The following is a 14,368-nucleotide window of genomic DNA, read 5'->3' as shown; positions in this document are numbered from 1 at the left end:
GGTGTTAAAATTATACTTAGAAAATATTTATCCGATTAATTGATTTACTGCTTTCAGCCAGCCTTCACACCATTTCTCCATCAGTGGTAAGTTGCCCTGCGGTTCTATTCGGTAGCGGCTCCGGCGTAATACGGCCACTTGTTCAAAGCTCGTCCATATCTTGCGGGCCATTCCATTCATCACAACAGCTCCCAAAGCCGAGGCCTCCTCAACATCCGAACAATTGATCGGTACACGTAAACAGTCAGCCTGGAACTGCATTAAAAATTTATTTTTTGTAGGTCCTCCGTCAACCCTGATTTCTTTCAGTTTTATACCTGCCTGAGTGGTCATCGCTTTGACTAAATCATTAACTTGATAAGCTATGGATTCAAGCGCCGCCCTAAGAACATGTGGCTTCCCGGTACCTAAAGTCATCCCTAAAATGGCCGCCTTTATATCCCCTTGCCACCAAGGAGCACCCAGTCCGGCAAAAGCCGGTACAACATACACCCCTCCATTGTCTTCCACAGTAACAGCCAGTTCTTCTGCTTCATCGGGCGAACCGATCATCTGCAATCTCTGTTCCAACCACTTGATAGTACCGCCAGTACAATGAATATTCCCCTCAAAAGCATAGAACACTTTTCCAAGTGCGGCAAAACCTATGGAAGTGACCAATCCCCGAGGAGCTGTAGCAACCTTTTCGCCAATATTCACCATTACTGATGAACCGGTACCATAAGTGACCTTACCTAATCCCTCTTCAAAACACATCTGCCCAGTCAGTGCCCCATGCGAATCGCCCAATACACCGGCAATGGCAATAGGGCTCTTGAACAGCCCACCTACCGTAGTTTTTCCAAAAACAGCATCACAAGGCAACAATTCCGGCATCATGATTTTGGGTATAGTGAACAATTCCAACAAGTCATTATCCCATTGCATTGTATGAATATTCAATAAAAGGGTCCTGGAAGCATTCGTATAATCTGTCACATGGCGTTTACCATCGGTTAACTTCCAAATCAGCCACGTGTCAATGGTTCCCATCAATAAGTCTCCATTATCAGCAGCCTGACGGGCTCCCTCCACATTGTCAAGTATCCACTTCACACCACTAGCCGAGAAATAGGGGTCTAACAACAAGCCACTTCTTGCTTGTACAAACTCACTGTATCCTCTATTTTTCAAGTCATTACAGATATCAGCACCACGCATACATTGCCATACCACAGCATTGTATAGCGGTTTACCCGTATGTTTATTCCATACAACCACTGTCTCGCGTTGATTAGTGATAGCCAACGAATACATATTGTCTGCCGTTTCCTCTTCAATCAACTCAGCAATGCTTTTCAGCACATTCCGATAAATTTCTTCAACATCATGTTCCACCCATCCAGTTCGGGGATAATATTGTTCGTGAGTGACATTGACACGCTTCAGCATTTCACACCTCTCATTGAACAGCATAGCCTTGGTGGCCGAGGTGCTTTGGTCTATTGCAATTATCAAGTTTTTCATTTTAGGTATTATTAAAGGCTGATTATTTCTTACTTAAGGAAGTCAAGGGCAGTTTTCACGATACCAGGTGCATCCAACCCATAATGGGCAAAAATTTCGGAAGAACTCCCATGCACCACATTCTCGTCAGGAATCCCCAAAATTTTCACGGGTACGGGATTTTCGGAAATGATTTCAGTCACCATTGCTCCGAGGCCTCCATACTGACTATGCTCCTCAACCGTGATAATACGACCGGTTTCAGAAGCAGCTTTCAAAACAGCCTCCTCATCACAAGGTTTAATAAAGGACATATCCAGTACCCGGACTGAAATACCATATTTACGCAACTCCAAAGCCGCTTGATGTGCATGGTATACGGTTTCACCGGTTCCAATGATTGTCAAGTCGGTCCCGTCCAATAACCTATTTGCCTTACCTATGGCAAAATCAAAATCATCGTTCTCATAGACATCAGGAACTGCTGCACGTCCTACACGAACATAAACCGGTTCAGGATAGTCAATCAAAAACTCAACCAGTTTTTTTGTCTGTCGGGCATCACAAGGCAACACAATATTCATACCGGGGAAAGTACGTAACACGGCAATATCATGCAAGCTATGATGGGTAGCCCCCAAAGCTCCGTAAGCTACTCCTCCACTTACTCCCAATATCTTTACGTTGTTCTGACTATAAGCCAAGTCAACCTTTACCTGTTCCAGACTGCGAGCCACATAAAAACATGCCGGGCCACACACAAACACTTTCTTTCCGCTATGAGCCAACCCGGCTGAAATACCCACAGCATCCTGCTCCGCAATACCACACTCCACGAATTGCTGTGGCAATTCTTTGGCAAAATCATTTAACGTCACCGAACCACGTGCATCCGTTGTCACAGCAATGATATCTTTGTCCATCCGGGCCAATGACAACAAAGTGTCGGTGAAACTTTTTCTGCAAGCTATCATATCAATTATATTCTAAATTTTTTATCCTTTCTGAAATTTCCCGAATAGCCAGTTCATACTGCTCGTTGTTCGGAACCCCATGATGCCATTTGGCCACTCCCTCCATAAAAGACACTCCCTTGCCTTTTGTTGTATGAGCCACCAGCAAATGAGGATGGTGATTTGCATAATCAATGGAACGGAAAGTCCGGATAATGTCTTCCATATCGTCACCATTCATATCCTTTACCTCCCAACCAAATGCCGTCCAACGGTCACGGATGTCATCAATCCCCATCACATCTTCCGTATCTCCACTAATCTGCAAATGATTACGATCTATTACAGCTACCAGATTATCCAGCTTGTACTGCCGGGCAGCCATTGCAGCCTCGTATATGGAACCTTCACCCTGCTCACCGTCTCCCATCAGCACATAGGTTTTATAATTCCTCTTATCCATTTTAGCAGCCATGGCTATACCCACCCCGACAGACAAGCCATGCCCCAAGGCTCCAGTATTCACTTCAATACCCGGAACTCCGATAGTGGGGTGCCCCGAAAGAATGGAACCATATTGCCCCAATGTGTCCAAAATGCCTTTAGCCATGAACCCTCTGGATTCCAGCGTCACATACAAAGCCTCCACACAATGTCCCTTACTCAAAATGAAACGATCCCGCAAATTATCCTTAGGGTTACCTGCATCTACATTCATCACATCAAAGTAAAGAGCAGTAAGAACATTGAGGCAAGACAAGTCTCCACCGATATGTCCGGCTTTTGCTTTATAGATAATTTCAATTAATCTTTTTCGATTTCTTTCTGATTGAAGAATTAATTCTTTTGTTTTCATAGCTTATACACTTTCGTTTCCTTTGCAAATAAAACAAAAGAAAAGTATAAATCGAAAGAAAACGAAAGATTTTCACCTTATATTAACATATTTTACGATTAACAAGAAGGGAAAAGCAAATAAATAAAATATAAAACAAAAGCAATCGATAAAATAAAAGATAATTATTAGAATAAAAAAGAAGAAAAACAGTAAAAACGAACTTTCATTTGACTTTTTTTGACTACCTTTGCGAAAAAATTAAATGATTGCACAATGCTCAATACTATAGACGAAGGAATCAAAGCGGTTCGGCAAGGAAAAATAGTGATAGTTGTCGACGATGAAAATAGAGAAAATGAAGGGGATTTTATCGTATCCGGCGAAAAAATCACCCCTGATATTGTCAATTTCATGATTACACATGGAAGAGGGCTTCTTTGTGTACCATTACCTCGTTCCCGTTGTGAAGAGCTTCAACTATACCCGATGTCGGAAGACAACACTTCTCTTTTGGGCACTCCGTTCACCATGTCTGTCGACCTGAAGGGCTACGGCTGTACAACGGGGGTTTCTGCCTATGACCGTTCTGCTACCATACGCGCTTTGGTTACTGGCAATATAAAACCATCGGAATTGGCACGTCCCGGACATATTTTTCCTCTCTACGGACATGAGAATGGAGTATTAGGACGCGACGGACATACAGAAGCCTTGCTAGACCTGACAAGAATGGCAGGATTGACACCCGGTGGCGCCCTCATTGAGATACTGAACCAGGATGGAACAATGGCTCGTTTGCCTCAATTACTTGAAATAGCAGAAAAGTTCCAGCTGAAAATTATAGCTATCAAAGATATCCAAGAGTATCGCAGGAACAACAAGATATAACAATATATAAAGTAGATATGGCACTAAACCAAAGAAGAGTCAAGATTTTGGACCTAATCCGCGAAGACGGACATGCAAAAGTTCAAGAATTAAGCAGGATTTTCAATGTTACGGATGTTACAATCAGACAAGACTTGGAAGCCCTTGAAAAATTAGGGTATATCCAAAGAGAACATGGTGGAGCTTTCCTAAAAGACGTAGGCTCATTTGCAAAAACCGGAAAGGTCTTCAACCAAAACCATATTGAAGAAAAAAGAGAAATAGCCCGAAAAGCGGTATCGTTTATCCGCGAAGGCGAATGCATCATTCTCGATTCAGGTTCCACCACTACAGAAATAGCCAAACTACTTACGCAATACAAAGAGCTCACTGTCATCACCAATGCACTGAACATAGCGTTGATATTGGGCGAAAATCCCGGTATCACCCTCATCGTGACGGGAGGAGAGTTCAAAGCGCCTACCCTTTCACTGACCGGAAAGATGGCAGCCGACTCACTCAAAGGTTTCCATGCCAACAAATTATTCCTCGCCACAGCAGGAATATCTCCGGACATGAGCCTGACTTATCCAAGCCTCAGCGACCTGATGGTAAAATCGGCCATGATAAAGGCTGCCGAAGAAGTCATCCTGGTAGCCGATTCTTCCAAAATCGGGATAAGCGCATTCGCAAGTTTAGGGTCGATAACTATGGTGAACTCCTTCATCACAGACAATCATATCTCGAAAGAGAATATTGAGAAAATGAAGGGGAAAAACATAAATCTCCTGATTGGATAATTGAAAGGAAAAAAGAGACCCGGCCCTCGTACCCATTTATATTATATTACAAATATAAGTACAATCTGCCTGCATTCCCATGCCTTTTCATCTCACTCACTGAACGAACCGGATTCAGTCAGGGACTGAAAGCCTTTCACTCAGGGACTGAATGCCATTCAGTCCTTGAGTCATTGCACCCCCTCTCAGAAGGTATCAGGAAGGAGGTATAGCAAACCACCCACCCCGTAAAAACAAGCAATAAAATTATAGGACATCCTCCTCTGAAAGCCGATATGCTTCCCTGACCACTTCCTGCGGATAGCCGCACATCTCGATAATCCGGATGGCATTACGTTCCGTCACCGGTCCCGGCTTCAACTTATAATCAAAAGACAATGTATTGTCGGCAACACACTCACAAAAATGAAACAATTCATATTCGTCCTCAAGTAAGGAAGCCAGTTCGACATCGTGAGTGGAAGCAAACACAATACTGTTCTTGTGCGCCAAAGCAGACAGCACAGCTTTGGCTATAGCTATCCGTTCCACCGTATTCGTCCCCTTGAACAACTCGTCCAGCAGGAAAAACCGCCAACACTCCTTTCCGGCTTCCAGCATCTCTCGAACAATTTGCACCTCCTGCAGAAAGAAACTTTTTCCCTCCATCAGACTATCCTCCAGATGGATAGCAGAATATAACGCAGTATCCATAGGAAAACGGAAACTGCGAGCAAAACAAGTATGGAGCACTTGTGCGGAAAGCAGGTTAAGTCCGATGGCACGGATAAAAGTTGTCTTACCGGACATATTGGAGCCGGTAACAAGGACAGATTTGCCACAGAGTGTAATGTCATTAGGGATACAACGTTCTATAAGCGGATGATAAAGCCCTTCTGCATGAAACGTTTCACCCTCGCTGCAAGCTTCCGGTAAAACATAATAAGGCAGCCCATTCCGGAGTTCGGAAACAGAGCAAAGCACATCCACCAATCCGAAATAGCGGAAAACCTCTTCAATCTGTTCCTGTCTACCCTGCAATAGAAAGAAAGCCTTGGAAACCGGAATAACTTCCCGCAGAAAAAACACATTCACTATCTCGGTGAAGAAATAAGCGAAAATGGCGATGTCGCTCTCCAGTCTGATACTGAAACGGAAAGTGGAAAGTTTCTTTCGCAACGGATGCAATGCCTGCAAAGTCTTTTGGATATCCCGATGCACGGATGCACACAACGGAATCTGTGCCAACTTCTCCGCTTGCCTGAGCAACTGCCATAACTGAGGAATGGAAAAGAAATAGCCCTGAATCCGCGCCTTGCTGCGATAGTGCAGTACCATGTTCACCAATACCGATGTGCACAAAATCCCCAAAACATAAAGCGAAGACGTAATGTAAACTATTCCCAACAAAACAAAAGGCGCGAATTGCAAGATAGTCAGCAAACGGTAAAAGCGGCGGGAATACACGGGATGGGAAATGGAGAATAGCGATGCAATGGTATAAGCATCCGGCGTATCCAGTTTCCGCAACTCCGACCGGATTTCTGCACGCAACTCCTTGTCAGCAGAAAGCTTACGAATCACTTCCTCTTGTTCCGAAATCTCCGAAAGACGGTTGTAATGCAACACGTCGTAGAGGTACTGTCGGCCCACACAAGAAGAGGTACGGTCAGCCCATTCGAAAAAATCATCCAGATTGAGGTCATCCCAGGTTTTCTGCGACACCAAATGTTCTGTCTCCCTCGCCGACCGGTACTCGTGGTATAGCGATATATCCGAAAATGACTGTTCCATCAAAGAATTATTTGGAATGATGCACAAAAATAATGAAAAGATTGCATTCTATCTAATTTCCTTGCTGCTTTCCCTATATTATGTTTACTTTGCGGATACAAACACTTTTCATTACTTCACCATTAAAATTATAACAAGATGAAACACACTTTTTTCACATTGACACTGTTTTTACTGGCCTTACTGTCAACATCATGCGGAAACAAGAAAGTAGCATATCAGAATCCCCTGCCCATGGCCTTCGGAGACCCGTTCCTACTGAAAGCTTCCGACGGCAAATACTATATGTACGGAACGGGCGGAGTATCGAACGGTTTTAAAGTATACTCCTCCGATGACCTGGTGACATGGACAGACGAGGGTCCCATCTATCAAGGCGGCACCTCCGACTCATGGGCCACCGACTGTTTCTGGGCACCCGAAGTGTATGAACGGGACGGCAAATACTACCTATGGTTCAGCGCCAACTGGAAGGAAAATCCCACTAAGGAGCAAGAGAACTTCCGTATCGGTGTAGCCGTAGCCGATAAGCCTACCGGCCCTTTCAAAGAGCTGTTCAACCAACCGGTATTCGACCCCGGCTATCCTATCATCGACGCAAACATACTCTTTGACGATGCATCCGGAAAGACCTACCTCTACTACTCCCGCTGCTGCTACAAACATGCCGTCGAGAGCGAAGTCTCAGCATGGGCCAAAACAAAGGGCTGGTTTGACGAGATTGAGGAGAGCTGGATTTACGGCGTGGAGCTGAAACCGGATTTCTCCGGTGTCATCGGAGAGCCGGTAGCATTGCTTTGCCCGCCCAAAACGATGGACGACCCTCAAGCGAAATGGGAGAACCGTTCGGTGACTACACATGAGGTCAACAGACGCTGGACAGAAGGTTCGTATATGGTGAAACACGGGAATCTCTATTACATGCTTTACTCTGCAAACTTCTTCGGAGGAAAGAATTATGCGGTGGGCTATGCAACCTCCCAAAGTCCTTTAGGCCCATTCACAAAGGCTGCCAACAATCCGGTGCTGCAAAAGAACACAGAGCAAGGCGGCATCGTGACCGGAACCGGGCATTGTATGCTCATCGACATTCACAATCGGCTCTACTGTGTCTACCATGGACGCACCGAAACCACCGGTGACGAACGAATGGTATTCATCGACCTCATAGACATCCAACCAGACGGGAAACTGGTAGTCCACGGACCGAATACGGATTTACAGAAAATCACATATTAAAGCTATCAGGCGCAGACTGTACAGCATTTCACGGTTCATTATTCCCCGTGGCTCTCCTATACATTCCGCGCCTGATGAAAATTAAAAAGGACATATCCATACACAACAATCCGCTCCATATTTGTTCCTGACTTCAATTCTATTTTCACCGGTATCCAATACAATGCCTTTCCATTCCAGTACATTTACGGAATCAGGTTTTGCAGTCCCATATGCTTTGCCATTGATATACAATTTGGCAGCTCCGCTATTGCTGAATACTTGCACATCAACGGTTTTGCGGGTTCTGTTTACCAATCGTTTTCCTGCGATATATACAAACTTATCTTCTTGATTCCAGTTTGCCTTATAAAAGTAAAAGGCATCTTTCTTTATTTTCCGGTCGTAAGTCACCAGCCCCTTATCGTTGCGTCCCATAATGGATCCCTCCCTACGGCCTGCCGCCGAAAAGTCGAACATGCACCAGATGAAGTTGCACCACAAGAATTCACGTTCCTGAAGCTGTTTCCAATTCTCCACATGATAATAAGTCTGCCAGTTTTCGGGATGCCATTGCCCCCACGGTTCCGGATGCCTCAGCGAGTCTGCCTGCTGGAATACGCATGCCCCGGCACCATACTCGCTGATGCCCATCTTCCGCTCCGGATGTGCTGCATGCTCGCGGTCTATCCAGCGCCCCATGTCATCCATGTTGTCGCCATACCAGCCGAAATACTTGTTGAAAGCAATCAGGTCGGTGAATCCGTTGAAGTCGTCATCCTGATTACTGGCTCCCATAGTGGGACGGCTCGAGTCCAACTGACGGGCCAAAGCATGAAGCTCTGCCGCCATACGCGAAGGACGGTCCAGCCAACCGGAATTTATCTCATTGAACAGCCCCCAGAACAAAATGCAGGGGTGATTGTAGTTCTGTAAAATCAGTTCCTTCAATTGCAGGCGCAAGTTTTCATCATAAGCAGGATTATTCACATAAACATTGACAAAAGGAATCTCAACCCATGCCACCAGTCCCCGCTTGTCCATCTGTTGATGCATGTATTTGGCTTGCGGATAGTGACAAAGACGCACGGCATTGCATCCCATTTCCTGCATCAAGTCCAAATCTTCATCATGGTCTTGCGGATAAAATGCCGAAGCGCGTTCTGCCCTATCCTGATGCCGGTTCACGCCATTCAAGCGATAAGGCTTTCCATTCAGGAAGAAACCTTTCTCCGCATCGGCATGAAAGTAGCGGAAACCTATCTCTTCTTCGCGGCGGTCTATCTCTTTTCCATCCTTACGCAATATCACCACTCCTTTATATAAATAGGGATTCTTCACTCCATCCCACAAATGAGGCCTTTCAAGCACTATGTCCATCATCACCTTTTTATCCTCACCCACCTCTGCACTGGCAACACGGCAAAGCAACTTTTCCTTGTCATATAGTCGAAACTCCACCTCGCAACCGGTCACAGTAGTTTCCCTTGCCGAAAGCAGTGCTTCAATTTTCAAATGGGCCTTTTTCTCCGATACATCGGACTGAGTGAAGAATACACCTGAAGAGGCATAATAAGCAGGTTCTATGCAGACATCCTCCGTTACCAGCAGCTCCACTCCCCGATACAACCCGCCAAACATATTGAAGTCACCGCAAATGGGAGCGATATCCATAGTCTGAGCATTGCTGACACGAATTTCCAATACACTTTCTTTTCCCGGAACCAAGAAATCAGTCAGTTCTGCTACAAATGCCGTATAACCACCTTTATGTTGCATCACAAAATAATGGTCGATAAAAATGTCGGCAACCGTCTGTGCAGCCATCACTTTCAAGAAAAAACGTTTGCCCCGATAATGGGCAGGAACAGACAACTTACGACTGTAATTGCATAATCCCCTATAATAATCGGCATTGCCAAACATGCCATCGCCCGCATTCCAAGTGTGAGGCAAAGTAACCTTCACTATTTCCGAAGCAGGTGCCTGAAAACCCCGGTGGAAATTCCATCCTTCATTCAGTGGAATCACCTCTACGGCAAATACACATGTTGACAATATTCCCAAAGAGAATAAAAATAAAATGATGAATCTGTTCATTTTCGATAAAGTATTAGAAGGTTAATCATATTGGCAGGAACCAGTCCTTCCCTGCAAAGGTATGAAATAAATGTTGAATAATAAATGAGAAAAACACTTCAAGACACGCAAGACAACAAACGGATGACATGTTTAAGACTTATACGACCGCGATGCAACATTACAGACCTATTAATGCAACATATTTACGTTTATTTAAATAAGATATTGCTATCTTTGAGAATTCAATTTCAGATTATATAGTATGTCTTTTACAAACTATTTACACAAATTAGTGTTCCCCCTCATTATTCTGTTACTGGCTTATCTGCCGTTAGCAGGACAAACTCCGTATGTATTTCGCCATCTGAAAGTAGAAAACGGGCTTTCAAACAATAACGTAAAAACCATATTGAAAGACTGTGAAGGCTTTTTATGGATAGGGACCGCCAATGGATTGAACCGATACGACGGATATAACTTTAAAGTGTATCAACCCAAAGAAAAAGACATCCATTCTTTATTGTCTAACGACATCTGGAACTTACAGGAAGACGGTTTGGGCAATTTGTGGATTGGAAGCGAGGCAAGATATTGTATATACGACCGAGACAAAGACAACTTCATTACCGATATTCCCTCATACCTCCTTAAAATAGGCATCCAGATAAATGGTACCTACAAAGTACATGTTGACAAAAGACACAATTTATGGGTACTGCAAGGCCAAAATGCTTTTTACTTCAATTTTTCTCATAAAACCCTTAAAATATTCAAAATAGAAAACTTTCCAGAAGAAACTCCGGAACTGAGTATCAGCGATGATGGTGAAAACCTATATCTTCTTTGGAATTCGACCTTATTGAAACTAGAGAACAACGCAAAGAAATGTAAACGGGTAGATAACATCAGCTTACCCTCCAACTCTATTATCGAAAAGCACATATACATTGATTATCATGGAGGCATCTGGCTATATTCATATACCGATGAACAAATATTCTATAAGAAAAACATAAAATCGGAATGGAACCAAATCAATCTCCATTCCAAAATAGAGACAAAAAGTAATGCGGTAAGGAGCATACTGGATGACTCGAACGGACATGTCTGGATAGGAACGGACCATAAAGGAGTATTCATTTATGACTACGTAAATGATAACCTTGTCAACCTCCTGAATACCCCTATGTCTTCCACATCCCTTGCTTCCAACAGAATAAATACAATCTACCGTGATGATTCAGGCGTCATTTGGTTAGGAAATTTCAAAAAAGGAGTTTCTTATTATCACGAAAGCTTCCATGAATTTATTGATACCCAGCATAAAGAATGCGGTGATATAGCCTCCATTTTAGAGGATAAGGCCGGAAACATTTGGCTGGGAACAGATGGGAACGGACTTTATGTAAAAGAAAAGCAAAAAGGATTTGCCATTCGCAAACTATCCATCCCCGACATAGCCATCATCAGTCTTCTCGAAGACCATAAAGGACGGATTTGGGCAGGAAGTTATCAAGACGGATTGTTCTGCTATGAGAACAACAGTATTCGCCATTTTACTCCAGAGAACAGCCAACTGCCATACAGTGGCGTATGGAGTATGAAGGAAGACCGATATGGAAACTTATGGATAGGTTATGTACTGGAAACTTTGGTTTGTTTTAATCCGGACACAAATACTGCGACAAGTTATCTACTACCTGATGGGAATAATATCAATGTACTCAATATCTGTTATGACTATGGAGACAAAATGTATATCGGGACTACATACGGACTCTGTGTAATGGACATCGTGACGAGAAAACCCGAAATGATTTATGCCAATCGAAAAGAGACACAGCCATTCAAGCAGCTCTTCATTTCCACTGTATTCAAGGACGACAGAGATATATTGTGGTTAGCCCATAAACAAGGATTGACTGCCTGGGACTTAAAAAATGATTCACTACACTGGTTCGACGTAAACAACGGATTGTGTGACAATCTCATTAACAGTATAACCCAAGACAATCATGGTAACATGTGGCTTGCAACAAGTAACGGATTGTCTATATTGGAAGTAACCCCAGACACCCAGGAAGGAGTAGACTTTTCTTTCAAGAATCTTTCTACCAGAGACGGATTGCCAGAAAATCATTTCAACTCCCATTCCGCTTGTAAATTGTCCAGCGGAGATTTACTGCTGGGAGGCACCAGTGGCTATACATCTATAAATCCGAACAAGCTGACCGAAAAGAGCCGACCGCTGGCAAAGGTGTATTTTACAAATCTGACCATTGGCAATCAACATATAGAAGTAGACTCAATATATGAAGGGCGTAAACTATTAACAACTGTACTTGGCAGAACCCCATCATTGTCTGTCAGATATGACGATTATTTAATCTCCATCGAATTTGCCGCAGGCGATTTGCTGAATGCTGATAAAATAAGATATGCCTATAAACTGGAAGGATTAAATACCCAATGGTACTATACAAACGAGAACAAAGTAGCTTTCACCACCCTTCCTCCTGGCAATTACAAACTATTGATTAAAGCTTGTAACAGTGACGGTATATGGAATGACGAAGCTAGTGAGTTGAATATAACCGTTTCATCTCCAATATATTTATGTAATGTTGCTATCATCTTATACATATTGTTTGCCATTGGTATAATATCCTATGTAATATACCGATTCAAAAAGCATCACAACATAAGACTGGAGCAACAACGAGCAAAACTGGAGCAAGAACAAAAGTTGCTCCTGAATGAGATGAAGCTAAAGTTCTTTACAAATATAAGCCATGATTTACGTACACCACTGACGCTTATCATTAGCCCGTTACAAATGTTATTGTCAGAAACCCTGGATGACGGAATACGCAAAAAACTAAATACAATCAATAAAAATGCACAACAATTACTTACATCGATAAACTCTCTGCTTGATTTCCGGAAACTGGATGTAGGAGCCGAGACAGCTCATTACAAATCGGGAGATATTGTCAACTTTATCCGCGAGATTTGCAGTACTTTTCAAGAGTATGCTCTTGACCATACCATCAGCTTCTGTTTCATGTGCGAAGTAGAAAACCTGAACATGTCCTTCGATCCGGTTAAAATAAAAAAAGTAATGAACAACTTGTTGTCCAATGCCTTCAAATACACTCCTGATAAAGGAGAAATCAATGTACATCTTTATCGCGAAGATGACAATGTATGCATCTGTGTGGCAGACAACGGACAAGGTATCATAGACAAAGACAAGAAACATATCTTCGAACGTTTTTATCAGGTGCAACAAACTTCGGAAAAAACCGGCAGTGGAATCGGCCTGCATATTGCAAACGAATATGTACATCTACACAAAGGAACAATCTCCGTTACAGACAATTTTCCTAAAGGTTCCGTATTTACCGTTAAATTGCCTATCGTCACATATGCCAGTGAAAAGGAGGAATTACTTCCGGAACTGCTAAACAATGACAAAGCTCCGAATGAACTTCCCGTTCCAAATGCGGAAGAATTGCGGTATACCATCTTGTTGGTGGACGACAACAAGGATTTCTGTAGTTTCATGTCTGAATACCTGTCCGATGAATACGCCATACAGGTTGCCTACAATGGAGCAGAGGCATTGAAGATATTAGAAAAAAACAGTGTCAATATTGTAATAAGCGACATCATGATGCCAGTGATGAATGGAACAGAGCTATGTCGGCAAATCAAAACAAACATGCAATGGTCCCACATTCCCGTTATATTGCTTACAGCCCGTATGGCAGAAGAATACAAAAGTGAAGGATTTGAGCAAGGAGCCGATGACTATATCGTAAAGCCTTTTGACTTCAAATTACTAAAGCTGCGCATCAGGAAATTTATTGAATGGACAGAAAAAAGCCATCGTAAATTCAGTCAGAAAATAGAAGTGACACCTAATGAAATAACAATCACTCCACTAGACGAACAATTTATTGAAAAAGCTATCAAAATAGTAGAAGAGCGCATGAGTGATTCCGACTTCTCTGTGGAAATGTTAGGAGCAGAATTGGGGTTGAGTCGTAGCCATCTCTACAAAAAGCTGATGTGTATCACCGGTAAAGGTCCGGCAGAATTCATCCGGATTATCCGTTTGAAGCGCAGTAAGCAACTTCTAAAGGAAAGCCAGAAACAAATTGCAGAAATTGCCTATGAGGTGGGATTCAGTTCTCCAAAAAGGTTCACTGTAAACTTCAAGAATGAATTTGGAATATCACCATCTGATTACATCCGCAGTCTAAAATGATAACTTGAAACATAAAGGTATGTTATTTGAGACATGATAGACCTATGCTATTATGATAACTTTCCATATTTGCAGTAGC

At 43.0% G+C, this 14,368-nt stretch carries 9 protein-coding genes; 4 read left to right on the top strand and 5 right to left on the bottom strand.

Annotated elements, in window-relative coordinates:
* Positions 1–27 precede the first annotated feature (27 nt).
* The 3 genes from DXD78_RS08585 to DXD78_RS08575 are packed head-to-tail and all read right to left on the bottom strand — an operon-like array spanning position 28 to position 3,294.
* Positions 28–1,506 (bottom strand): glycerol kinase, encoded by a 1,479-nt coding sequence (locus tag DXD78_RS08585; RefSeq protein ID WP_009037744.1) that lies wholly within the window; start codon positions 1,504–1,506, stop codon positions 28–30.
* Positions 1,507–1,535: 29 nt separating this feature from the next.
* On the bottom strand, positions 1,536–2,459 hold the full coding sequence (locus DXD78_RS08580) for a transketolase family protein (protein WP_009037743.1): 924 nt from the start codon (positions 2,457–2,459) through the stop codon (positions 1,536–1,538).
* 1 nt (position 2,460) lies between these two features.
* Positions 2,461–3,294, bottom strand: coding sequence for a transketolase (locus DXD78_RS08575; RefSeq protein ID WP_009037742.1), 834 nt, complete (start codon positions 3,292–3,294; stop codon positions 2,461–2,463).
* Positions 3,295–3,549: 255 nt separating this feature from the next.
* On the opposite strand from DXD78_RS08575, the gene ribB reads away from it, so the two are divergent.
* Entirely contained in the window at positions 3,550–4,164 is a 615-nt protein-coding gene (gene ribB, locus DXD78_RS08570) for a 3,4-dihydroxy-2-butanone-4-phosphate synthase (protein ID WP_009037741.1), read from the top strand.
* A gap of 17 nt (positions 4,165–4,181) precedes the next feature.
* Positions 4,182–4,943 carry a DeoR/GlpR family DNA-binding transcription regulator gene (locus tag DXD78_RS08565; RefSeq protein ID WP_009037740.1) on the top strand — a complete coding sequence of 254 codons (762 nt, stop codon included), beginning with the start codon at positions 4,182–4,184 and terminating at the stop codon, positions 4,941–4,943.
* A gap of 246 nt (positions 4,944–5,189) precedes the next feature.
* Here the strand turns inward: DXD78_RS08565 and DXD78_RS08560 are convergent, their stop codons facing one another.
* Entirely contained in the window at positions 5,190–6,716 is a 1,527-nt protein-coding gene (locus tag DXD78_RS08560; RefSeq protein WP_009037739.1) for a hypothetical protein, read from the bottom strand.
* 138 nt (positions 6,717–6,854) lie between these two features.
* Here DXD78_RS08560 and DXD78_RS08555 point away from each other — a divergent pair, with 138 nt between their 5' ends.
* Positions 6,855–7,955, top strand: a complete 1,101-nt coding sequence (locus DXD78_RS08555) for a glycoside hydrolase family 43 protein (RefSeq protein WP_009037738.1) — start codon at positions 6,855–6,857, stop codon at positions 7,953–7,955.
* Positions 7,956–8,036: 81 nt separating this feature from the next.
* Here DXD78_RS08555 and DXD78_RS08550 read toward each other — a convergent pair whose 3' ends face one another.
* A complete protein-coding gene (locus DXD78_RS08550; protein WP_009037737.1) occupies positions 8,037–10,034 on the bottom strand; it encodes a glycoside hydrolase family 2 protein in 1,998 nt (665 codons plus the stop codon).
* 244 nt (positions 10,035–10,278) lie between these two features.
* Here DXD78_RS08550 and DXD78_RS08545 point away from each other — a divergent pair, with 244 nt between their 5' ends.
* Positions 10,279–14,289 (top strand): hybrid sensor histidine kinase/response regulator transcription factor, encoded by a 4,011-nt coding sequence (locus DXD78_RS08545; protein ID WP_009037736.1) that lies wholly within the window; start codon positions 10,279–10,281, stop codon positions 14,287–14,289.
* Positions 14,290–14,368 lie beyond the last annotated feature (79 nt).

The organism is Bacteroides sp. D20, assembly GCF_003436255.1.
Classification (GTDB): domain Bacteria; phylum Bacteroidota; class Bacteroidia; order Bacteroidales; family Bacteroidaceae; genus Bacteroides; species Bacteroides uniformis.
Note: the sequence above shows the minus strand (reverse complement) of the source record. Positions and strands in the feature narration are given on the sequence as shown.